Origin of the sequence: Niveispirillum fermenti (genome assembly GCF_048066175.1) — a bacterium.
Classification (GTDB): Bacteria; Pseudomonadota; Alphaproteobacteria; order Azospirillales; family Azospirillaceae; genus Niveispirillum; species Niveispirillum fermenti.
Genome location: NZ_JBLTXA010000017.1, coordinates 66,963 through 89,243 on the forward strand (window position 1 = coordinate 66,963; position 22,281 = coordinate 89,243).

Annotated in this window: 24 protein-coding genes and 1 tRNA gene; 15 read left to right on the forward strand and 10 right to left on the reverse strand. The window is 66.3% G+C overall.

What is annotated here, in order from left to right:
• Positions 1-2 precede the first annotated feature (2 nt).
• From ACM9LZ_RS16575 to ACM9LZ_RS16585, 3 genes are all read right to left on the reverse strand, one after another.
• Positions 3-506: a helix-turn-helix domain-containing protein gene (locus ACM9LZ_RS16575; RefSeq protein ID WP_416620607.1), complete on the reverse strand. Its 504-nt coding sequence runs from the start codon at positions 504-506 to the stop codon at positions 3-5.
• A 303-nt stretch (positions 507-809) separates the two neighbouring features.
• Positions 810-1,253 carry a MarR family winged helix-turn-helix transcriptional regulator gene (locus ACM9LZ_RS16580; protein ID WP_416620608.1) on the reverse strand — a complete coding sequence of 148 codons (444 nt, stop codon included), beginning with the start codon at positions 1,251-1,253 and terminating at the stop codon, positions 810-812.
• A gap of 123 nt (positions 1,254-1,376) precedes the next feature.
• The gene (locus ACM9LZ_RS16585) at positions 1,377-2,867 is read right to left on the reverse strand and encodes a DNA recombination protein RmuC (RefSeq protein ID WP_416620609.1); all 1,491 of its coding nucleotides are present in this window, start codon (positions 2,865-2,867) and stop codon (positions 1,377-1,379) included.
• A 270-nt stretch (positions 2,868-3,137) separates the two neighbouring features.
• Here ACM9LZ_RS16585 and ppa point away from each other — a divergent pair, with 270 nt between their 5' ends.
• The 8 genes from ppa to ACM9LZ_RS16625 all read left to right on the forward strand — a co-directional run bounded on the left by ppa (position 3,138) and on the right by ACM9LZ_RS16625 (position 12,249).
• Entirely contained in the window at positions 3,138-3,671 is a 534-nt protein-coding gene (gene ppa, locus ACM9LZ_RS16590; RefSeq protein ID WP_416620610.1) for an inorganic diphosphatase, read from the forward strand.
• 215 nt (positions 3,672-3,886) lie between these two features.
• A complete protein-coding gene (locus ACM9LZ_RS16595; protein WP_416620611.1) occupies positions 3,887-4,231 on the forward strand; it encodes a DUF4870 family protein in 345 nt (114 codons plus the stop codon).
• Between the two features lie 123 nt (positions 4,232-4,354).
• A complete protein-coding gene (locus ACM9LZ_RS16600) occupies positions 4,355-7,078 on the forward strand; it encodes a bifunctional acetate--CoA ligase family protein/GNAT family N-acetyltransferase (protein WP_416620612.1) in 2,724 nt (907 codons plus the stop codon).
• A gap of 109 nt (positions 7,079-7,187) precedes the next feature.
• Positions 7,188-8,183 carry a UDP-glucose 4-epimerase GalE gene (gene galE, locus ACM9LZ_RS16605; RefSeq protein WP_416620613.1) on the forward strand — a complete coding sequence of 332 codons (996 nt, stop codon included), beginning with the start codon at positions 7,188-7,190 and terminating at the stop codon, positions 8,181-8,183.
• Positions 8,184-8,278: 95 nt separating this feature from the next.
• Positions 8,279-9,445: a UDP-galactopyranose mutase gene (gene glf, locus ACM9LZ_RS16610; protein WP_416620614.1), complete on the forward strand. Its 1,167-nt coding sequence runs from the start codon at positions 8,279-8,281 to the stop codon at positions 9,443-9,445.
• A gap of 33 nt (positions 9,446-9,478) precedes the next feature.
• Positions 9,479-10,723 (forward strand): glycosyltransferase family 4 protein, encoded by a 1,245-nt coding sequence (locus ACM9LZ_RS16615; protein WP_416620615.1) that lies wholly within the window; start codon positions 9,479-9,481, stop codon positions 10,721-10,723.
• Positions 10,720-11,967: an oligosaccharide flippase family protein gene (locus ACM9LZ_RS16620; RefSeq protein ID WP_416620616.1), complete on the forward strand. Its 1,248-nt coding sequence runs from the start codon at positions 10,720-10,722 to the stop codon at positions 11,965-11,967. Before ACM9LZ_RS16615 ends, ACM9LZ_RS16620 begins: the two co-directional genes overlap by 4 nt.
• A 135-nt stretch (positions 11,968-12,102) precedes the next feature.
• Positions 12,103-12,249: a hypothetical protein gene (locus tag ACM9LZ_RS16625; protein ID WP_416620617.1), complete on the forward strand. Its 147-nt coding sequence runs from the start codon at positions 12,103-12,105 to the stop codon at positions 12,247-12,249.
• 206 nt (positions 12,250-12,455) lie between these two features.
• Here ACM9LZ_RS16625 and ACM9LZ_RS16630 read toward each other — a convergent pair whose 3' ends face one another.
• The 3 genes from ACM9LZ_RS16630 to ACM9LZ_RS16640 form a co-directional block, all read right to left on the reverse strand.
• A complete protein-coding gene (locus ACM9LZ_RS16630) occupies positions 12,456-13,700 on the reverse strand; it encodes a CaiB/BaiF CoA transferase family protein (RefSeq protein ID WP_416620618.1) in 1,245 nt (414 codons plus the stop codon).
• A 103-nt stretch (positions 13,701-13,803) separates the two neighbouring features.
• Entirely contained in the window at positions 13,804-13,935 is a 132-nt protein-coding gene (locus ACM9LZ_RS16635) for a hypothetical protein (protein ID WP_416620630.1), read from the reverse strand.
• Positions 13,899-14,315 carry a zinc-binding dehydrogenase gene (locus tag ACM9LZ_RS16640; RefSeq protein WP_416620619.1) on the reverse strand — a complete coding sequence of 139 codons (417 nt, stop codon included), beginning with the start codon at positions 14,313-14,315 and terminating at the stop codon, positions 13,899-13,901. Before ACM9LZ_RS16640 ends, ACM9LZ_RS16635 begins: the two co-directional genes overlap by 37 nt.
• A gap of 333 nt (positions 14,316-14,648) precedes the next feature.
• On the opposite strand from ACM9LZ_RS16640, the gene ACM9LZ_RS16645 reads away from it, so the two are divergent.
• Both ACM9LZ_RS16645 and ACM9LZ_RS16650 read left to right on the forward strand, forming a co-directional pair.
• The gene (locus ACM9LZ_RS16645; RefSeq protein ID WP_416620620.1) at positions 14,649-15,425 is read left to right on the forward strand and encodes a TetR/AcrR family transcriptional regulator; all 777 of its coding nucleotides are present in this window, start codon (positions 14,649-14,651) and stop codon (positions 15,423-15,425) included.
• Positions 15,426-15,467: 42 nt separating this feature from the next.
• Positions 15,468-16,097, forward strand: coding sequence for a flavin reductase family protein (locus tag ACM9LZ_RS16650; RefSeq protein ID WP_416620621.1), 630 nt, complete (start codon positions 15,468-15,470; stop codon positions 16,095-16,097).
• Positions 16,098-16,205: 108 nt separating this feature from the next.
• On the opposite strand, the gene ACM9LZ_RS16655 is transcribed toward ACM9LZ_RS16650, so the two are convergent.
• A complete protein-coding gene (locus ACM9LZ_RS16655; protein ID WP_416620632.1) occupies positions 16,206-16,568 on the reverse strand; it encodes a hypothetical protein in 363 nt (120 codons plus the stop codon).
• On the opposite strand from ACM9LZ_RS16655, the gene ACM9LZ_RS16660 reads away from it, so the two are divergent.
• From ACM9LZ_RS16660 to ACM9LZ_RS16670, 3 genes are all read left to right on the forward strand, one after another.
• Positions 16,500-16,868, forward strand: a complete 369-nt coding sequence (locus ACM9LZ_RS16660) for a hypothetical protein (RefSeq protein WP_416620631.1) — start codon at positions 16,500-16,502, stop codon at positions 16,866-16,868. The two genes, ACM9LZ_RS16655 and ACM9LZ_RS16660, sit on opposite strands and share 69 nt — an antisense overlap.
• Positions 16,817-17,350: a thioredoxin family protein gene (locus ACM9LZ_RS16665; RefSeq protein WP_416620622.1), complete on the forward strand. Its 534-nt coding sequence runs from the start codon at positions 16,817-16,819 to the stop codon at positions 17,348-17,350. Before ACM9LZ_RS16660 ends, ACM9LZ_RS16665 begins: the two co-directional genes overlap by 52 nt.
• A gap of 193 nt (positions 17,351-17,543) precedes the next feature.
• A complete protein-coding gene (locus ACM9LZ_RS16670) occupies positions 17,544-18,470 on the forward strand; it encodes a methyltransferase domain-containing protein (RefSeq protein ID WP_416620623.1) in 927 nt (308 codons plus the stop codon).
• A gap of 99 nt (positions 18,471-18,569) precedes the next feature.
• Here ACM9LZ_RS16670 and ACM9LZ_RS16675 read toward each other — a convergent pair whose 3' ends face one another.
• Positions 18,570-18,977, reverse strand: coding sequence for a hypothetical protein (locus tag ACM9LZ_RS16675; RefSeq protein WP_416620624.1), 408 nt, complete (start codon positions 18,975-18,977; stop codon positions 18,570-18,572).
• A 214-nt stretch (positions 18,978-19,191) separates the two neighbouring features.
• On the opposite strand from ACM9LZ_RS16675, the gene ACM9LZ_RS16680 reads away from it, so the two are divergent.
• Both ACM9LZ_RS16680 and ACM9LZ_RS16685 read left to right on the forward strand, forming a co-directional pair.
• The gene (locus ACM9LZ_RS16680; RefSeq protein ID WP_416620625.1) at positions 19,192-19,395 is read left to right on the forward strand and encodes a hypothetical protein; all 204 of its coding nucleotides are present in this window, start codon (positions 19,192-19,194) and stop codon (positions 19,393-19,395) included.
• A gap of 115 nt (positions 19,396-19,510) precedes the next feature.
• Positions 19,511-19,587: transfer RNA gene (locus tag ACM9LZ_RS16685), tRNA-Arg, on the forward strand.
• Positions 19,588-19,735: 148 nt separating this feature from the next.
• Here ACM9LZ_RS16685 and ACM9LZ_RS16690 read toward each other — a convergent pair.
• A complete protein-coding gene (locus ACM9LZ_RS16690) occupies positions 19,736-20,917 on the reverse strand; it encodes a tyrosine-type recombinase/integrase (RefSeq protein ID WP_416620626.1) in 1,182 nt (393 codons plus the stop codon).
• A gap of 73 nt (positions 20,918-20,990) precedes the next feature.
• Positions 20,991-22,281, reverse strand: a 1,291-nt coding sequence (locus tag ACM9LZ_RS16695; RefSeq protein ID WP_416620627.1) for an AAA family ATPase, incomplete at its 5' end; no start/stop codon positions are given.

The window sequence follows — 22,281 nt, forward strand, 5'->3', positions numbered from 1 at the left end:
CGTCAGGCGGCGGCGCTCTGCGGTTTGACGCCACCGGCCCGCAGGAAATCCAGGCAGGCGTTGCGACGGACGCGATAGGCACCGGGCGTCATGCCGACGGCCCGGCCGAATATGCCCGTCAGATGCGCCTGGGAGGAGAAACCAGCCGCCGCCGCGATTTCCGCCAGCGGCATCTCCGTTTCCAGCAACAGGCGCTTGGCCGCGTTCACACGGCGCGACAGCACATAGCGGTGCGGCGCCTCCCCCGCCGCAGCCTTGAAACGGCGGGCGAAATGGCTGGGGCTGAGCCCCACCACGGCGGCCAGCGTGGCCAGCGACAGATCGTCATCCAGGTTCTGTTCGATGAACAGCACGACACGGCGATGCAGCAGGGGCGGCAAGGCGTTGCCGGCCACGTCCAGACCCGCATCCAGCGGCCGGGCCAGAACCGCTTCCACCGGTTCCGTCTCGGTGGCGACGCAGGCGGCGATCTGCTGGGCGTGATGGTCGGACATCTGCACGGGCATGGCGCTTCCCCTGTCAGGCCCGCCGGGAAGGCGGATCCCTACAACATGGATCGCCACGATCCGGCACCGGATCGGCCACCCCCGAACCTGCGGGATAGAGGGGCCGATGGAGATAGGGGTTGCGTGGCGTGATGGAATGGAGCGGCCGGCAAAAGGCGCATGACCCTTGCCGGCCTTGAGGTCATGATTAACCCGTCAGGCCTCCACCATCTGTGCGCACCATCACTCCGGCCCGGAAAATGCCGGGAAACGGCCATTGATATCGATAACCCGACCGGACCGGCCCCCGCGGGCCTTCAGGTATCAACCCGCGAAGCGGTTCAGGTTGTCGCGCAGCGCCTGGATATTGTCGCGCAGACGGATCACCTCTTCCGTGCTCATGCCGATGGCATCGGTCAACTGGTTGAAGAAATCGGCCGTCTGGTCCTTCAATGCCCGGCCGCTGCCGGTCAGGCGGATCAGCACCTGGCGTTCGTCGGCGGGGTTGCGCTCCCGCGTGACGTGACCCGCCGCCTCCAGCCGCTTCAGCAGCGGGGTCAGCGTGCTGCTTTCCAGGAAAAGCTGCTCACCGATCCGGCCCACGGTCTGGCCATCCTGCTCCCACAGCAGGACCATGACGAGATATTGCGGATAGGTCAGGCCGATACGGTCCAGCAACGGCTTGTACACCCGCGTGAAGGCATGGCTGGTGGAATAGAGCGAGAAGCAGATGAAGTCGCCCAGCTTCAGGGATGGCGGCGTGGACATGGGTCGCACCTGTCGATCATGCGGGTGAACGGACCCCGGCATTATATATCGCGCACGATTGAATCGCAGAGGGAAATGACGCATGGCCGCCATGGCCCGACCGGCGTCCGACCCGATCGCCCCCTACTCCCCCGCCATCTCCACCAGGGGCAGGCGGGGCACCTGCTCCAGCGGCAGCAGTTCGGGCAGGTCGTCACCACCGGCCGTGGCCTTCAGGTCCTTGAAGCGCCGCGCGGTGACCATGACACGGCTTTCCAGGGACGCGACGGCGGCATTATAGCTGTTCACCGCGCCGCCCAGCCCCTTGCCCACGCGGGCCATGTGATCGGCCATGGTGCCCAGCCTTTCATGCAGTTCCCGGCCCAACTGGCTGATCACCTGGGCATTGCGGGCCAGCGCCTCCTGCCGCCAGCCGTATGAGACGGCGCGCAGCAGCGCGATCAGCGTCGTGGGCGTGGCGGGGATGACAGACTGGTCGATCCCCGCCTCGATCAGGCCGGGGTCCTGTTCCAGCGCGGCGGAGAAGAAATTCTCCCCCGGCAGGAACAGGACCACGAATTCCGGTGCGGGGTCGAACTGTGCCCAGTACCGTTTTTCGCCCAGCGCCTTCATATGGTCGCGGATATGCCGGGCATGGCGGCCCATATGCACGGCGCGCCCGTCGTCATCGGGGGCGTGGGTGGCATCCAGGAAAGCCTCCAGCGGGGCCTTGGCATCCACCACGATGCTTTTGCCGCCCGGCAGGCGCACGATCAGATCCGGACGCAGGCGGTTGCCGTCAGCAGTGCTGACACTGGCCTGCTCATGGAAATCGCAATGATCCAGCATGCCCGCCATCTCCACCACGCGGCGAAGCTGTATCTCCCCCCAGCGGCCGCGCGTGGACGGGCTGCGCAGCGCCTTGACCAGGTTGCCCGTCTCCGCCCGCAGCATGCCCTGCCCTTCCATCAGGTGGGCGATCTGGGTCTTCAGTTCGGTATAGGCGCCGATGCGCGCCTGTTCGATGCCGTTCACGGCCTCCCCGAACCGGACCAGATGGTCGCGGATGGGGGTGACCAGCGCGTCGATGGCTGCGCCGCGTTTTTCCAGGTCCCCCTTCGCGGTCTCCCCGAACCTGTCGAACTGAGCCTGGGCCAGGGTCAGGAAGTCGCGGTTGTTGGCCGACAGCGCCTCCGCCGACAGTGCCTTGAAGGCGTCGGCCAGACGGGTCTGGGCCTGATCCAGCAGGGACAGCTTGTCGGCATGGGCGCGCCGTTCGTGATCCAGGGCGGTCCGCGCTTCGGCCAGGGCGGCCTGCAATTCCGCCTGCTCCTCCCGCGCGACGGCGAGAACCTCCTCCAGCCGGGGCACGCGGGCCGCCTGCGCCTCTGCCGCGGCCCGGCGGGTGGCTTCCCCCTGGGCCTGCCGGCGCAGATCGGCCAGCAGCCCGTCGCGCTGGGCCAGTTCGCCCCGCAATTCCCCGATATGGTGGCGGTCCCGCTCCCGCTCCGCCAGCAGGGCCAGGCGTTCAGCCCGCAGACCCGCGCCTGCCTGCCGCAGCCACAGGCCCACGATCAGCGCGGCAAGGGCGCCACCGGCAAGCAGGGACAGGGGATCAAGCGGCAGGGCGGCCAAGGCGGCATTCCGTTCCGGTTCGTTGCCGGACCGATCCTAACGGCATCGCGACGCAAGAACAAGTCATGAACGCGACGATGCGCGGATGACCCGCCGCTGATCCCGCGCGACCCGCGCTGATGCCGCCCGCCGCACCGGTGGCGGCTTACGACCTTGGTAGATGCGGCGGAAATGCACAGTGGCCCATCGCTCCCGAAACTTCATTTCGCAACTGCACTCGGTTAGGATCGCGCCGATTTTCATTCCTACCGTTGCCAAGAAGGCCGTGCCATGGACATCAGCAAGATCCCCGTCGGCAAGAACCCGCCCTGGGACATCAACGTCGTCATCGAGATCCCGCAGGGCGGCCAGCCCGTGAAGTACGAGCTGGATAAGGACAGCGGCGCGCTGTACGTCGACCGGTTCCTGCACACCGCCATGTTCTATCCGGCCAATTACGGCTTCGTGCCGCACACGCTGGCGCTGGATGGCGACCCGATGGATGTGATGGTCGTGGGCACCACCCCCGTGGTTCCCGGCGTCGTGCTGCGCTCCCGCCCCATCGGCGTGCTGATCATGGAAGATGATGCGGGCATGGACGAGAAGATCCTGGCCGTGCCGGTGGACAAGCTGCACCCGTTTTACAGCAACATCACCAGCTATCGTCAGCTTCCCCAGATCCTGGTCGAGCAGATCGCCCACTTCTTCGAGCATTACAAGGATCTGGAGCATGGCAAGTGGGTCCGGATCGTCCGCTGGGACGAAGCCGACGTCGCGGCCAAGCTGATCCAGGAAAGCTTCGACCGCGCGCAGAAGGAAGGCTGATCCCGGCAGGGGAGCGGCGGCATCTTGAAAAACGCCCTCCCCTGAAGCGATGGCGCATCACCATCGGATCGGTGCGCAAAGGCCGGGCGATCTGCCCGGCCTTTTCCTTTTATGGATGCAAAGCATGCATTCGTTCCGGGCTGTCCTGTTTCCCATTGCCTCCATACCGGCAACAATGCCTCATGAAGGCGGGACAGAAGATCAGGGGGAATGACATGAGCCTGGAACGAAGCCGTTCGGATGACAGCAACCTGCGCCTGGTGGTTGTCATCGCCTATATTCTCTATGTGATAGGATTCGCCCTGATCGGGCTGATCATGGCCTATGTGAAGCGTCCGGATTCGCATCACACCCCTTGGCATTCGCACTTCACCTTCATCATCCGTACTTTCTGGATCGGCTTGTTCCTTGCGGTCGTCGGGGCGGTCACGACGCTGATCGGCATCGGTTATCTGATTCTGCTTGCCGTAACCATATGGGCGCTGGTGCGCTGCGTCGTCGGCCTGCTGCGCGCCATCGACGGCAAACCCATCAACAATCCCGGCACCTGGATGGTCTGATACCAACCGCGACGGGCGATTGACCCATGTCATCGCCCGTCCATGGTCGTTGTTTATGGTGGCGGCCGTTCCTGGCATCCTGTCGGGGACGGCTTGTTTTTTTTCCGACCGGAAGGAACGCCCATGACCATCCGCAACCTGAACAGCCTGTTCAAGCCCGCGTCCGTCGCCCTGGTCGGGGCCAGCCGGCGGGACCGTTCGGTCGGCAAGGTCATCGCGCGCAACCTGTTCAATGCCGGGTTCGACGGGCCGATCATGCCGGTCAACCCGCGGGAGAAATCGATCGAGGGGGTTCTGGCCTATCCCACGGTGGCCGACCTGCCCGTCACGCCGGAACTGGCCGTCATCGCCACGCCGCCCGCCACCGTCCCCGGCCTGATCGCCGAACTGGGCGCGCGCGGCACCAGGGCCGCCGTGGTCATCACGGCCGGCTTCGCAGAGATGGGTGAGGAAGGGCGGCGCCTGCAGCAGGCCGTGCTGGACGCCGCCCGGCCGCACCTGCTGCGCGTCATCGGACCCAACTGCCTGGGCATCATGGTGCCGGGCCGGGGGGTGAATGCCAGCTTCTGCCATGTGCCGCCCCTGAAGGGCGATATCGCCCTGGTGGCCCAGTCCGGCGCCGTCGTCACCAGCATCGTGGACTGGGCCACGCCACGCGGCATCGGTTTTTCCCACCTGGTTTCGCTCGGTTCCATGTCGGACGTGGATTTCGGGGACATGCTGGATTATCTGGCGCAGGATGCCAGCGTGCGGGCCATCCTGCTGTATGTCGAAGCCATCACGCACGCCCGGAAATTCATGTCCGCCGCCCGCGCGGCGGCCCGCGCCAAGCCGGTGATCGTCATCAAGGCCGGCCGCAGCGAGGAGGGGTCGCGCGCCGCCAGTTCGCACACGGGCGCGCTGGCCGGGGCCGATGCCGTCTATGACGCGGCCTTCCGTCGGGCCGGCATGCTGCGCGTGGGTGAACTGGATGAATTGTTCGCCGCGGTGGAGACGCTGGCCACCAGCGTGCAGATCGGCGGCGACCGGCTGGCCATCGTCACCAATGGCGGCGGCGTCGGGGTGCTGGCCACCGACACGCTGATCGCCGGCGGCGGGCGGCTGGCGCCCCTGTCGCCGGAGACGGTGGAGGCGCTGTCCCGCGTCCTGCCGCCGACCTGGAGCCATGGCAACCCCGTGGACATCATCGGCGATGCCGACGGCCGGCGCTATGCCGATGCGCTGAAGATCGTCATGGCCGACCGCAACATCGACGCCGTGCTGGTGCTGAATTGTCCGACGGCCGTGGCCGACGGGCGCGATGCGGCGCAGGCCGTGGCCGACATCGTGCGCGACCAGAACAACCGGGCCGGCGGCGGGCGCAAGGTGCCCGTGCTGGCAAGCTGGCTGGGCGAACAACAGGCGGCCCCGTCGCGCAAGCTTCTGGATCTGGCCCGCATCCCGCACTATCAGACGCCCAACCAGGCAGTGCGCGCCTTCCTGCATCTGGTGCAGTACCGGCGCAACCAGGACCTGCTGATGGAAACCCCCGCCAGCGTGCCGGAACAGTTCGATGTGGATATGGGCGCGGTGCGCCCCATCATCGACAAGGCGCTGGGCGACGGGCGCGGCTGGCTGTCGGAGTTCGAGGCGAAGGAGGTGCTGCGCGCCTATGGCATCCCCTGCGTCCAGACCGTGACGGCCGCCACCCCGGCAGAGGCGGAACGGGCAGCGAAGCGGCTGGGCGGACGCATCGCGCTGAAGATCCTGTCACCCGACATCACGCACAAGTCCGACCAGGGCGGGGTGTCGCTGAACCTGCTGCCGACCCAGGTCTGGGCCGCGGCGGAAGCCATGCTGGAGCGCATCCGCACCGCCAACCCCACCGCCCGCATCGAAGGGTTCACCGTGCAGGAGATGGCGCACCGGCCCGGCGCCCAGGAACTGATCCTGGGCATGGTGGACGATGTGCTGTTCGGCCCCGTCATCCTGTTCGGGGCGGGCGGCGTCGCGGTGGAGGTGCTGGACGACAAGGCCCTGGCCCTGCCGCCGCTGAACCTGAACCTGGCCCGCGAGGCCATGGCCCGCACGCGCGTCCACAAGCTGCTGCAGGGCTATCGCCACATGGCGCGGGCCGACCTGGACGGCGTGGCCCTGGCCATGAACAAGGTCAGCCAACTGATCATCGACTTTCCCGAGATCGCGGAGCTGGACATCAATCCCCTGTTCGCGGACGAGGCGGGGGTGCTGGCCCTGGATGCCCGCATCAAGGTGAAGCCCGCCACCGACCAGACACGCCGCCGTCTGGCCATCCGCGCCTATCCCAAGGGGCTGGAACATACGATCACGCTGCGGTCGGGCCGGGAATTCCTGGTGCGCCCCATCCGGCCGGAGGACGAGCCCGCCATCCACGACATGGTCGCCGCCACCAGCGTGGAGGATATGCGCCTGCGCTTCTTCGCCCCCATGCGGCGCCTGTCGCACCAGATGGGCGCGCGCCTGACCCAGATCGACTATGACCGGGAGATGGCACTGGTCGCCATCCCGCTGGACGTCATGGACGCGGCCAAGCCCGGCCCCATCTATGGCGTGGTGCGCATCACGGCCGACCCCAACAACGAACGGGCCGAATATGCCGTGCTGGTGCGGTCGGACATGAAGGGCAAGGGGCTGGGGTCGCGGCTGATGCGCGAGATCCTGGCCTATGCCGAAAGCCGCGGCATCCAGGAAGTGTTCGGCGAGGTGCTGCGCGAGAATGCCGGCATGCTGGGCCTGTGCCGTGAGCTGGGCTTCACCAGCCACGACAATCCCGACGATCACGGTATCGTGGAGGTCAGCTACCGTTTCGCGACGAAGACGGGGACCTGACCCCCACAGGGTATTAGCCGAAAAGGGGGGTGCCATGGTGCTATCCCGCCACGCGGCGGGATGGTATCAGGGGCATGATCCGGTTCACCCAGCAGGTCCCCTACCCCCGATGAATGCCAAGTCCTTCCTTGTCACCGGCGGCGCCGGCTATGTCGGCAGCCACGCGGTCGATGCCCTGCTGCGGGCCGGCCACCATGTCACCGTCATCGATGACCTGAGCCAGGGACACCGGGGGGCCGTCCCGGCGGTGGCCGAACTGCTGGTGGGCGATGCCGGGGACCGCGCGCTGCTGGCACGCGTGCTGGCGGCCCGGCCGTTCCACGCCGTCATGCATTTCGCGGCCCGGTCGCTGGTCGGCGAGAGCATGCAGAAGCCGCATCTCTATCTGCGCGACAATGTGCAGACGGCCCACAACCTGATCGAGGAGACCGTGGCGGCCGGTGTGCGCCGCTTCGTCCTGTCCTCCACCGCCAATATCTTCGCGTCCCCACCCGATGGCGCCGCATTGGGGGAAGAGGCGCCGATCGCGCCCGGCAGCCCCTATGGCGAGGGCAAGCACATGGTGGAGCGACTGCTGCACTGGGCCGACCGCTGCCATGGGCTGCGATCGGCGGCGCTGCGCTATTTCAACGCCGCCGGCGCCCATCCCGACGGGCATATCGGGGAAGACCACCACCCGGAGACCCATCTGATCCCCATCGTGCTGGAGGTGGCGCTGGGCAAGCGCAGCCATCTGGACATCTATGGCGATGATTATCCCACCCCGGACGGCACCTGCATCCGCGACTATGTGCATGTGTGCGACATCGCCGACGCGCATCTGCGGGTGCTGGATGTGCTGGACGACAGGTCCGTCCGCTACAATGTCGGGTCGGGCAGCGGCTACAGCGTGCGGCAGGTGGTGGAAGCGGCGGAAAAGGTGATCGGCCGCCCAATTCCCGTGCGCATGGCCCCGCGGCGGCCGGGTGATCCGGCCGTGCTGGTGGCCGACGGCAACCGGCTGCGGGCGGAAACGGGCTGGTCCCCCGCCCTGCCGGGGCTGGAGGACATCATCGCCACGGCCTGGGCCTGGCGGTCGCGCCACCCGGACGGCTTTGGCGGCTGACCACCCATGCCGCGGCCGAACGGTCCTTGCCATCGGCGGGCAGGCACGGATAACAGTACCGCCGCGGGGGCCGCGCTGTCTTGAAAGGGAATGAGATGGATTTCGACGGTTTCGACCTGATTGTCGTGGGAAGCGGCTTCTTCGGCACGACCATCGCCGAGCGCGCTGCCCGCGAACTCGGCCTGAAGGTCGCCGTGCTGGACAAGCGCACGCATTTCGGCGGCAATTCCTGGTCGGAGGTGAATGCCGAGACCGGGATCGAGGTTCATCCCTACGGCACCCACATCTTCCACACCAATTCCGAAGAGGTCTGGACCTATCTGAACCGCTTCACGGAATTCACCGATTACCGGCACCGCGTCTTCACGGTGCATGGCGGCCGGGTGTTTTCCATGCCGATCAACCTCGGCACCATCTGTTCCTTCTTCGGCCGCCACTTCACACCGGACGAAGCCCGCGCCCTGGTCGACCGGGAAATGGGGGCCGAAGGCATCGGAGAGCCCGCGAACCTGGAGGAGAAGGCCGTCAAGTCCATCGGCCGCCCGCTTTATGAGGCGTTCATCCGCGGCTATACGATGAAGCAGTGGCAGACCGACCCCAAGCTGCTGCCGGCCGCCATTATCGGCCGCCTGCCTGTGCGCTTCACCTTCGAGGACCGCTATTTCTCCGACCGGTTCGAGGGCATGCCGCGCCAGGGCTATGGCGCCATCTTCCGCAACATGCTGTCCAACCCGAATATCCGCCTGTTCCTGGGCACCGATTATTTCGACGTGCGGGACAAGGTGCCGGCCGGGGCGCTGGTCGTCTATACCGGCGCCATCGACCGCTATTACGACTACCGGTTCGGGGAACTGGGCTGGCGCACCGTCGACCTGGAATGGGAGGTCGCGCGCACGCCGGACTTCCAGGGCACCTCGGTCATGAACTATGCCGATACCGATGTGCCCTTCACGCGCATCCACGAATTCCGGCACCTGCATCCGGAACGGCCGTTCGATGGTGACAAGACCATCATCGCGCGGGAATTCTCCCGTTTCGCGCGCAATGGCGACGAGCCCTATTATCCCATCGCCACGCCGCAGGACCGCGACCTTTACGACCGCTATGTCGGCCTGACCGCGGCCGAGCCGGACGTGATCTTCGGCGGGCGGCTGGGCACCTATCGTTACATGGATATGCATCAAGCCATCGGTGCGGCGCTGAAATGCTTCGACCAGCAGGTCGCCCCCCGCTTTTCGGCCGGCAAGCCGCTTTCCGCCTGACCCGGTTCCCAGCAAAGACAAGGCCCGCACCCCATGACCGCCGCTTCGCCGTTGCGCGTGAACATCGTCCTGCCCCCGCTGCACAGCGAGCGGTTTTCCGGCGGGACGCTCTGCATCCTGGAACATGCGCACCAGTTGCACCGGCGGGGCCACACGGTCACCGTCGTGCCGACCCGGCCGTCGCAGTACCCCGCCTGGTTCGGCAAGGAGTTCGGCACGCTGCTGCACTGGCCGCAGACCAGCGCGGCGTCGGCGCTGAAATCGCTGGCCTGCACAACAGTGAAATGGGGCCTGAACCGGACCGAAGGGGGCAAGGAAGCCATCCGCCAGGATTTCGTGGGCCTGGTCCGGTCCCTGCCCCAGCTCTGGACGCCCGAGTTCGAACAGGCGGTGCAGCACCATATGCTGCGCCGCCTGATCCCCGACGCCGACATCACCATCGCCACGCAATACAGCACGGCCCTGCCCGTCTATCTGTTCGGCCGTGGCAAGCTGGGCTATTTCCTCCAGCATCACGAAGTCATCTTCGCCAACGACACGCCCGACCCCGAACAGACCTTCAAGATCGCCGACATGTCCTATCGGCTGGGCATGCGGATGATGGCCAATTCGCCCTGGCTGCGCGAACGGGTGCGGACCACGACGGCGGGGGCGCCCGACGTGCTGCTGTCGCCCAATGCCATCGACCCGTCCATCTTCAACGGCCAGCCCAAGCCGCTGGCCGGGCCCGGCGACCGGCATGTCACGCTGATCAGCTATGGCGGGCGCCATGTCGAATGGAAGGGGTTCCGCGAGATGGCGGAGGCCACGGCCATCGCCCGGCGCGAACTGCCCGACTATAAGATCGACTGGCATGTCTATGGCGGGGCCAGCCTGCCGCCCGACAATGCCATCGCGCCTTACAAGGACCTGGGCTTCCTGCAGCCCCGCGCCCTGGCCGATGCCTATCGCGCCGCCGATATCCTGCTGTCGGCCTCCTGGTATGAAAGCTTCCCCCTGTTCCCGGCGGAAGCCATGGCCTGCGGCCTACCCGTGGTGACGACTCAGCCCGGAACCGAGCAATATGCCATCCCCGATGTGACGGCCGAGGTGGTGGAGGCGCGGTCGCCCCGGTCGGTGGCCGACGGGCTGATCCGCCTGATCCGCGACCCCGCCCATCGCCAGCGCATCGCGACGGCCGGCTGGGAAATGTCGAAGGGCCTGACCTGGGATGCGGCGGGCGACGCCATGGAAGCCAATATACGCGCCATCGTGGCGGGTGACGGCGCGCCCGAATGATCGACGGCCGCATTCTTCGCAACATTTCCTACATGGGCATGGCCAATGTTGCGAATATCCTGATTCCGCTGCTTGTCCTGCCCTTCCTGACCCGCGCGCTGGAACCGGCCGCTTTCGGCCATTACGCCTGGGCCGTATCCACCGGCACGCTGCTGGGCCTGATCTGCGATTTCGGCTTCAACTGGACCGGCGTGCGGGAAGTGGCGATCCATCGCGACGACCGCCGCGCCACGGCCGCCATCGTCCTGGAATGCTATACGATCCGGGCCCTGATGATGGCCGGGGCGACGATGCTGATCCTGCTGGCCTGGCTTTTCCTGCCGCACGGGGGCGGGGTGACGGCCATGCTGCCCTATGTGCCGCTGGTGGCCGCCGCCAACCTGCTGACCCCGGCCTGGATGTTCCAGGGGCTGGAACGGTTCGGCACCTTCGTGTTTTCCGCCCTGCTGGGCCGGGTGCTGAGCGTGCTGGCCGTCGTGCTGCTGGTCAGGCATCCCGACGACCTGCACCTGGCTGTCCTGCTGACGGCATCGGGGGGGCTGCTGCCTGGCCTGGTGTCCATGCGCTTCATCGCCGGGCATTTCGCAGGCGTCCTGCGCCGGCCGACCAGCGCCCAGGTCGTGGCCCGGTTCCGGGCCTGCTGGCAGGTCTTCACCACCGACCTGGTGATCCAGCTTTATACCGCGGCGCAGACCTTCCTGGTCGGCCTGTTCGGCGGGCCGGCCGTGACGGCGCAGTTCAACATCGCCGACCGCTGCCTGAACGCCGGCAAGATGTTCCTGTCGGCCATCACCCAGGCGGCGATGCCGCGGGTGGCCCATCTGGCACGCAATGACCGTCGGGCCGGCCTGCGCCTGATCGGCCGCATCATGCTGCTGTGCGGGGCAGTCGGGTCTGTCGGCAGCCTGATCATGCTGTTCGGCGCGGACTGGCTGGTCGCCCTGGTCTTCGGCCCCGCCTATGCCGAGGCGGCGCTGGTGCTGCGCATCCTGTCGCCCGTGCCCATCCTGATCGGCATCGGATCCTGCTTCTCCTCCCTCTACATGTTCAATTTCGGAGAGGGGCATTTGTGGGGCCGCATGCTGAAGGCGGCGGCGGGGATCAGCCTCGCCCTGTTCCTGGGTCTGGTCCTGCTGGCGGGCGTCCAGGCCCATATCGCCGCGGCCCTGGCCATCCTGGCCGCGGAAAGCTTTGTCTTCTGCGTTTCCGGCTATCGCTTCGCGCTGGCGCTGCGCCGCGGCTGACACCCCCCGTGCCCCCCTGCCATCCGGACAGGCCCCCCGGTCGCCGCAAAGGCACTGGACGTGTGGGGTGACGACTGAAATATTATCCTATAGTGCATAATTAATCCCGATCAGGGAAAAACGAAAGAGCGGGAAATGGCATCCAAACGAATGGCCATGCTGGCGCTGGCCGTGCGCTTGACCTTCTGCGCGGTCCTGGCGGCCCCGGGCGCGCGGGCCGGTGAGGATGATGCGGCCCTGCGCCCCGACCAGGCCGCCGTCGTCGATATCTTCCGGACATAGGTCGAGACCGATACAAGCCATGTCACGGGCAGTTGCACCCTGGCGGCCGAACGCATGCTGGACCGGCTGCGCCGGGCGGGGCATGGGCCGTCGCGGCGCCAAGGCCGGAGGCACCGCCGGTGACGATGGCGGCGATGTCGTTACCCAGTTCCATTTGCTGATCCTTCCTCCCCAGACGGCCCCCGATCCGGGCCGCCATTCGTCGTTCAGTTGCGGTCGGCGATCACGCCGGCCTGTTTCAGGGCGTCCAGTTCCGGGCCGTCCAGACCCAGCCAGTCGGCCAGCGCGTCGCGCGTGTGTTCGCCCAGGCGCGGCGGCGGCCGGTCGAAACGGGCCGGCGTGGCCGACAGCCTGGACGGATAGGCCACGGACGGCACATCCACCCCGTCGGCGCGCTGGAAATGGTGGACAGTACCGCGGGCCTGCACGAACGGGTCCTGGAACACCTGTCCGATATCGTTGACCGGCCCGGCCGGCACGCCCCGGGCGGGGAACTGTGCCATCAGGTCGGCGACCTTGTGCCGGGCGATGATCTCCTGCAGCATCGGTTCCAGTGCCGCGCGGTTCACGACACGCCGGGCATTGGTGTCGAAGCGCGGATCGATGGCCAGTTCCGGCACGCCCAGCACGGCGCACAGCGCCGCATACTGGCCGTTATTGCCCACAGCCACCACGATGGGACCGTCGGCGGCATCGAACACGCGATAGGGCACGACGGTCGGATGCGCGTTGCCCAGCCGGCCGGGCGCCTTGCCCCCCACCAGATAGGACAGCGCCTGGTTTGCCAGCATGGTGATCTGCGTATCCAGCAGGGAACAATCGATATGCTGCCCCTCGCCCGTCCGCTCGGCATGGCGCAGCGCCATCATGATGGAAACGGCGGCATACAGGCCCGTCGACACGTCGGCCAGGGCCACGCCCGGCTTGATGGGCGGGCCGTCCTTCTCACCCGTGATGCTCATCATGCCGCCCATGGCCTGGGCCACGAAATCATAGCCCGGCCGGTCGGCATAGGGACCCGTCTGCCCGAACCCCGTGATGGAGCAATAGACCAGCCGCGGGTTGATCGCCGACAGGCTGGCATAGTCCAGCCCGTACTTGCCCAAGCCGCCGACCTTGAAATTCTCCACCAGGATGTCGGCCCCGGCCGCGAGCCGCCGGATCAGCGCCTGCCCCTCCGCCGTGGCGAGGTTGACAGCCAGCGACCGCTTGTTGCGGTTGCAGGACAGGTAATAGGCGCTTTCCCCCGCCCCGTCCCAGCCCGGCTCCGCCGGCAGGTCGGGCGGCCCCCAGGACCGTGTGTCGTCGCCGACCCCCGGCGCCTCCACCTTGATCACGTCGGCCCCGAAATCGGCCAGGATCTGGGTACACCAGGGACCGGCCAGCACGCGGGACAGGTCCAGTACCTTCACCCCCGCCAGTGCCGCCGCGGATCGGCCGTTCTCGGTCATTCTCTACCCTCGTCCAAGCATGTTCCGTTCCCCCCACCATACCCCCATCCCACCGGTGATCGGCAACGGCCGGCGGGATGGGGGCATGGTGGGGGCGGCATCGTCACGCGCGCTCGAAGACGGCCGCCAGCCCCTGGCCGCCGCCGATGCACAGGGTCTCCAGTCCGAAGCGCCCGCCGCGGCGCTGCAGCTCGCGCGTCAGGTTGGCCAGGATGCGGCCGCCCGTGGCGCCGATCGGATGGCAGCCTGCAGATGGTCGCCGCCGACATTGTCGAAATAGACGTCGATGCCATCCGGCGCCTCGCGCGCCAGGGCCTTGGTCAGGCTGGGCTCGGCCTTGCAGTCGATCACGCCGTCCAGTTTCAGCGTATCGCGCAGGAACGCCGCCTTGCGGGCACTGCCGGCAGCACCGATCACGCGGTTGCCCTTCAGCCGGGCGATCTGGCAGACGACGGAGCCGACCCCGCCGGACACGAATACCGTGTCACCATCGCGCATCTGGGCGATATGCAGCAGCCCGGTATAGGCCTTCAGCCCCGTCATGCCGGCAAAGCCCGGATAGGCCTGTTCGGGCAGGATCGAGCAATCCCGCTTCTTCAGGGCAGATGCCGCCATCCGTGCCGCGCAACCCGCCCGAGGGACGGTCATATGGCGCCAAACCACGGACCCTTATCGCTTGCCTTCGACCTTAATGCAGGCCGTGGTCATTTGCACGTCAAAAATTGCATCATAGGTTACTATGTTGAGGGCATCGCACCTGTGTTAACAGCGCATGCAACCCGGCCCGCGCAGGTGCGCAAGCCAGCCGGAGCGCGCTGTACGGCGGTTGCCATGCACGCCGCAGCCCTCAGACAAACTTTTACAGACGTGCAATGTTGTCATATAGATGAAGCGGCCCCCGCAGGGGGACCAAGGCAGCGGTGAACCAGCTTGAGGAGTGTGAGCCCCGTGTCGCGGATCGAACCGGAGAAGGCCCTGGTCTATTCCAGCCCCGCCATCCATGCCCGCCGCCGCCGCATCCTGGAGGAGACGCGCAAGCTGATCGCCGAGCGCGGGCTGGCCGGCTTCAGCATGGACGAGATCTGCAAACGCGCCGATGTGTCCAAGCGCACCCTCTACAATGCGTTCCAGACCAAGGAACGCATGATCGCCATGGCGATCCACGAGTATTTCGAGCGCTACATCTCCCGCCTGCCCTATTCCAGCCCGGCCGGCACCCTGCAGCGCAATGTGGAGCGCATAGTCTTCGTGGTCCAGCGCAACCGGCAGATCCGCAATTACATCAGCGCGATCATGTCGATCTATTTCAGCCTGGATGCCGACAGCGACATCTGGAACACCATGCATTCCGTGGCCGTCACCCCGAACCTGCAATGGATCGAGGCGCTGAAGGCCAGGCGACAGCTTCAGCCCTGGATCGACGCCCAGCGCTTGGCCGACGATGTCGTGCGGTTCGAATACACCATCATCTATGATTGGTGCCGCGGCCATATCGCCGATGATATCGTGATCCCGCACCTGCTGACCACATGCCTGACATTGATGTCGGGCGCCACGCGGGGCACGGCACGGCGGGAGATCGAAGCCGTGCTGGCCGATATCCAGGAAGGCCGCCTGCCCCTGTCCATCGAACCCGCCACGCCCGGCCTTCCGCCCGCCGATCCGGGGGAGCGGGAGGCCTTCGCCGCGAGGCGCGCCGCGGCGCATGCAGCCGGCCAGGACTGATCCGTCACGCCTTCTCCCTCTTCGGCCACAGGGTTCCGTTCCATGCAGTTCGACATGCGCAGCCTGCCGCCGGCAGCACGTTACAAGATCATGAACTCCACCGTCACGCCACGCCCCATCGCCTGGATCACCACCCTGTCGCGCGATGGCGTGCGCAACGCCGCCCCCTACAGCTTCTTCAACGCCGTGGGCGACGATCCGCCGCTGCTGGTGCTGGGGCTGCTGAAGCACCCCGTCACGGGGCTGATGAAGGACACGGCCCGCAACATCATGGAGACGGGGGAATATGTCGTGAACCTGGTCTGCGAGGCCGATGCAGAACGCATGAACCAGTGCAGCATCGACGCGCCGGCAGCGGTGGACGAGATCGACTATGCGGGCGTGGACACGGTCGCGTCCGAGCTGGTCAAGCCCCCGCGCATCGCCACCAGCCCCGTCAGCTTTGAATGCCGCAAGCATTCCGCCATCGATATCGGCCGGCAGACTATCGTGCTGGGCGAAATCCTGATGGCGCATATCCATGATCGGTTCGTGCTGGACGCGCAGAAGCAGTATCTCGACACGCCGGCCATGAAACTGATCGGCCGCACCCATGGCAGCGGCTGGTACGTGCGCAACAGCGACCAGTTCAAGCTGGACCGGCCCGTCTACGATCCATCCCGCCGGGACTGATCCCGGACGGGACGGCGCAAGGCCAAGAACGGATGCCGCCCGGCAAGGTGCGGTCCACCAGGAGGAAGCCCCGGCGCGGCGACAGGTCCGCCCCGGGGGTGACAGGGATCAGAACCGGGCGCGCACGCCGAAGGTGTAGGCGCGGCCGACCGTGTCATAGAGCGAGATGATGGTCGGCAGGTTCAGACCCGGAATGGTGCCGGGGATCAGCGGCGGATCGCGGTCGAGCAGGTTGTTCACGGTCAGGAACAGCTCCGTCTCCGCCCCCCCATCGCCTGGGTGCGATAGGTGACGGTGACGTCGGATGCGATGTTCCAGGACATCCTGAAGCTGGACGCAGCGACCCAGGCCCGCCAGAGCTATCCGGACGGGCTGGCCTTCGATGAACAGGATAATCTGTGGATCACCCTGCCATTTGCCAACAAGCTGGTGCTGCTGACGCCTGCCGGGCGGCTGGTGGAAATGCTGCATGATCCGGCCGGGACCGTGATGTCCCGCCCGACCAACCTGGCCTGGGGCGGGGCGGCGGGATCTGCACATCGTTTCCCGCGGAACGGGCAGCATCCTGCGCGTCCGTGCTGCCATGGCCGGACTGGCCCTGGCGCATCAGGCAGGGTGACACGGTACCAGGGCGCATGTTCCCATTGCGACAGGATCGCGGCCCGGTACACTGGGGCCGCCGGACGCTGTCCGGTTTCCATGCGACAAGGAAACGATCCATGCGCCCATACCTTCTTCTTTCCGCCGGCCTTCTGGCATTGCCGCTGCTGACGGCCGCACCGGCCATGGCGCAGGTGACCGCCCCCACCGTATCGATCACGGATATCGGGTCGCTGCCCCAGCCGCTGCCCCTGCCCTATGACGAGCAGGCGGACGCCGATGCCGACGTGACCCGGGCGTTCGAGCGGGCAAAAGCCAGCGGCAAGCGCGTGATGCTGAATTTCGGCGGGGACTGGTGCCCCGATTGCCGCATCCTGGCCGGCATCATGGAACTGCCGGAGGTCAAGGGCTTTCTGGATACCCATTACGAGCTGGTGAAGATCGACGTCGGCCGTTTCTCCCGCAACCTGCACATCCCGCCCCGCTATGGGGTGGAGAAGCTGCGGGGCGTGCCCAGCGTCCTGATCGTCACGGCGGAGGGGGATCTGGTGAACGCCACCGACAGCGCGGAACTGGCCAAGGCCCGCAGCATGACCCCGCAATCCATCGCCGACTGGCTGGCCCGCTACGCGGCCCCCGCCGGCCGGGGGTGATGCCCCGTGGCACGTCGCCAAGCCCACGGGGATGCGGGCGCTGGCGATCGGTCCCGGTGAGCGGTGGCGATCACCGGGAAACGGTATGAGGCCCGTTGCACACGGATGACCGGCACGTCTGACCGGCGGCGTATCGGCATTCTCCCGATGCGCCCTGTTGCCAGGCGCCCGGATGCGGAGTATGGCCAAGGGCATGAACGATACAGACACGATGTTCCTGTTCGACCGGCCGCTGGTGCGTCGGCACCGCGACCGCGCCGCCGCCGAGATCGGGCGGTTCGACTTCCTGCTGCGGGAGGTGGCCGGCCGGCTGGCCGAACGGCTCGACATGATCAAGCGCACGTTTCCGCGCGTGCTGAACCTGGGCTGCCATGGGGGCGAGGTTGAAGCCGCGTTCGGCGGGTGCAACGGCATCCGCCAGATGGTCCATGCCGACCTGTCGCCGGCCATGGCACGGATGGCAGCCGCCGGCACCGGCAGCCCGGCCGTGGCCGCCGACGAGGAGGCCCTGCCCTTCGCGCCCGGCAGTTTCGACATGGTGGTGTCGAACCTGTCGCTGCATTGGGTGAACGACCTGCCCGGTGCCATGATCCAGGCCCGCCGCGCCCTTCGCCCGGATGGGCTGTTCATCGCCGCCATGCTGGGGGGTGACAGCCTGTTCGAACTGCGCCGTGCCCTGATGGAGGCCGAGATGGAGGTGACGGGCGGCATGTCGGCCCGGATCAGCCCCATGGCCGGCCTGCGCGATGCCGCCGGCCTGTTGCAGCGGGCCGGCTTCGCCCTGCCCGTGGCCGATATGGACACGCTGACCGTAGCCTACCCCGATCCGTTCCGCCTGATGCGCGACCTACGCGGCATGGGGGAAACCAATGCGGGACTGTCCCGGTTGAAGCGGCCGACCCGGCGCGCGGTGATCATCCGCGCCGCCGAACGCTACATGGAGCTGTTCAGGGAAGCCGATGGCACCGTGCCCGCGACGTTCGAGATCGTATTCCTGGCCGGCTGGTCACCCGATGCCTCGGTGCAACAACAGCCGGCGAAGCGCGGCAGCGCCAGCCACCGTCTGGCCGACGCCCTGAACAGCATCGAGCAGACGGTGGAGATGAAGCCCCGCCATTGATGCCCCGCCATTGATGCCCCGCCATTGATGCCCAGCCGGCGACGACGGCCTTCGGCCTGACGCGGCGCCCGGCGGGGAGCCGGATCAGGGGATGCCGGATCAGGGGATAATGGTGACCGGTTCCCCATTGGCCGGGTCGGCCCGGGTGACATCGACCTGCCCATTGACAGGAATGGTCAGCGCATAGGTGCTGCCCCCGGTCAGATAGGCGAAGCAGGCCAGCCGCAGATCGGTGGTGCCATCCGCCTGGGGCTGGCGGCTCAGGGGACAGGACTGGCCGCCGATCGCGATATCGCCAGGGCCGGCTGCCAGCCCAGCCGGCAGGGTGACATCAATGCGATGGACGCCTTCCTGCCCGACGGTGAAGGCGCAGTGACCGGGGCGGGTGGCCGGACAAGAGCCGTCGCCCCCATGGGCCAGGGACGCCAGGGCGGGCGCCGCAACGGACAGGAACAGGGCGCCAGCGGCGACCAGCCGGTGGCCCCGGCCGCGTGCCATGATCGGCATGAAAAACCTCGTTATTCTTTTTCCGAAATGCGCCCCTTACGGCAGCAATAGGCGTTCCCAGGCAAAATATCAACCATTGAGGCGTAGAGTATGTGTCTTACCCCTTTCGGGCGGCGGGCACGCCACGGGGGTGCGGGCGAAAGGAAAGGGGTGACGGAACCGGTAGGGCATGTTTAAAGGGCAGTGGCTTGAACAGCATCGGGGCGGCCAGTCCATGTCCAACGAAGAAGATATCGTCGAACGTCTGCGCCGCCGCGCCGCCCGCGCCCGCGACCGCTATCCGGAGGAATCGGTCGACCCGGCCACCCTCGTCGGCGGCCTGATCCGGGATTACGAGGCCGCCGCGGACGAGATTCAGCGCATGCGGGACGCCTTGCGCGACCTTTCCCGCCAGGCCCTGAGAGCCATGCTGGGCTGACCCTCCCCCTCCAGACGATATGGCCATTTTCCTTCAGTAAGCATTTGCACCCGGGAAAATGATGCGCTATGTTCCGCGCCGCTTGGGGGGTGGTCAGACACTTACCAGCCGGCATGGACCCGTAGCTCAGCTGGATAGAGCGCTGCCCTCCGAAGGCAGAGGCCGATGGTTCGAATCCATTCGGGTCCGCCACTTTTCTTCAATGAAATCAATAGATTGACAATGATGGCGGGGCGTTGATCCCTCAATCATCGCTCAACTCATCGCTCAGTTACGTCCGGGAACATCTGCACCCCGGGCTGACCGCCATGGCGGGAATGATGCAGAATCTCCGCCATTTTCATTTCCGTCCCCGGCCGCCTTTGCCCAAAAGGTCTCGAACCCTGTCATGCCGCCCATCGTGATGGGCGTACACGCGTTCCGCCGTTTCCATGGTCACATCGACCCAGCCGCAAGCATCGAAGAGGGAAACGCCTGACTGGGCCAAATAGGAGATGCAGGTGTGGCGAAGGGTGTGGGGTGTGACCACATCGGGATTGAGGCCTGCTGCCTTTGCTGCCGATGCGAATGATCTCTTCAGGTCTTTGACATGACGGTTATGGGGACCATACTCGAAAACGTGAGTTTTCGTCCGTCGGCGTGTGTAGTGCAGGAACCGAAGCAGCCGATCCGGAACCTCCAGCCTGCCCCTTTTCTTGGCCGTTTCAGCACGGCCAACGGGCCGGAAATCGATCACGCCCTTGTCAAGATCGACCCAGCCGCCCTGAAGGTTCGGTGCCCATTGCAGGGAGAGGATCGCCTCCTTGCGCCGCCCCGTATAAAAAGCGACGAGGATGAACAGGGACAAATGTCGGCCTGACCGCCGGTCCTTTCGGGCTGCACGGATCAGCCTGGCGACCTCCTGGCGTGACAAGTACGTTTCCCTAGGCATGGAGGCAGGCGGTAGCCAGACCGCAGGAACCGATAGCAGATGCCCCTCGCGATGGCAGTATCCCAGAGCCGCGGCGAGGGTCGCGAGTTCACGTCGTACCGTTGCTGGTGATACCGGCACCGTCCGGTAGCGCGGCGGGTCGGTATCTGGAATACGCTCCCGCTTCTTCCGACTGACGAGGTACTGGCGGCAAAGTTCGCCCTTGATGTCGGAAACAAGGACATCTGCCCAGAATGGGGTCATGGATTGGATAGCCCAGCCAATCCGTTGCGGGGCGGCTGTTGTATTCGCATGCTGGTCCATATAGATGGACAGGACCTGACCGCATGTCATGACCTCTGCGCGCCGGTTCGCCACGTCCGGTTTTGAATTCTCGGCTGCGATGGCAACGGCCTGCTGCTCAAGGATGAATTCGGCCAAAGCTCTTTCAGCCCCAACCCTGTCCTCCACCGGGCAACCGGTGGAGATGTCCCGCTTCCCCCTGGCGGGATCCTGGTATCGGATATACCAGCGGTAAGTTGCCGATCCTTTCGTGCACAGAGGCACCAGTCGCGGCCCCATGGTGGCTTGGCGGGGTTTCTTCATGGCCATCTTGTTTCATCTTTGACCGAAGGCCCTTTATCCTCGCTTCGTTTGGGCTGCCGCAGCTTGCCGCGAAATGCCGTCACGGCACCAACTCCTTCGCGATGGGCATGGCCGCGACAAGTTCTTCCAGTTCGGGACCCGACATGCTGCCACGCTCGACCAGGATGGAGGCCACCCTGTCGATAACAGGCAGGCGCGGTCGAAGTAGTGCCAACGCCCGTTCATATTCCTCCGCCAGCATACGGCCGACCTGTTCTGCCAAGGTGGGGTGCGCCGACAAGAACGAGTGGGTGTTTTCGGGGATGGCGTTGCCCAGCCAAAGCAGTCGGTCACCGAATCCATGGCCCGCCAACATGGCGGCTGCCAGGGTGGTGGCGCGCGCAAGATCGCTGTGCGCGGGACCGCCGGACCCGAAACCTGGGGCTCCCAGGCGGACCTCTTCCGCCGCGCGACCCGCCAGCAGGATGCGGATATGGGCATGGGCATCGGCCTCGGTGTCGAACTGGCCCAGTTCGAACCGAACGCCGGCATGTTCGCCCTGAACCTTGACGATCTGGATCTTGCCCGGCAGCTCGACCGCGGCGGCGATTGCATGACCAGCCTCATGCACCGCGACCCTGAAATGCAGATCGGGGGAAACGGTTTCAGGACGAGGGATATGAGCCAGCAGGTCGTCAGGGGTCATCGGCCGCCCGGCGCGACGGGGCTCACGCTTGGCGTCACGAGCCCAAAGCTCGGCTTCAGCACCGGATGCCGTCATGCCTGACACAAAGGGCAGAAGGTCAACACCGGGGAGATGATCGGGACCGAGATGCTGTCGCAGGATTCCGGCCAGCGCTTGGTCATCAGGCAAGGATACCATGATCACCCTGTCGAGCCGACCGGGCCTGATCAACGCCGGGTCGACCGACAGGCTGTTGGCTGCCGCCAGCAGCACAACCCCTTCCCGCGCGAGGGTGCCGTCGGTCGCCTCAAGAAGGGCATTGACGACTTGGTGACTATAGTCCCTCTGATTGCTCCGCAGGGATTGCCGGTCCTGGAAGGCGTCAATCTCATCGATGAACAGGATGGAGGGGGCTTGCGCTCGTGCATGTTCAAACGTGCTACGCATTGCCGCCAGCATCAAGCCAAGGTGCCCGGCCGCCTGCCATTCGCTATGCGATCCGGTTACAAGCGGCAGCCCGGCTGTTCCCGCCAAGATACGCGCGAACGACGTCTTGCCCGTGCCAGTAGGGCCGACCAACAGGCACCCCCTGTCAACTTCCTTCCAGGGCAAGCGTCCGGCCAGGTACTCCTTGAGATCTTGGACCAGGTTAAGGCCCCACGCCTTCGCGTCATCCATTCCGTAAAGATCGACCAGCTTGGGACCG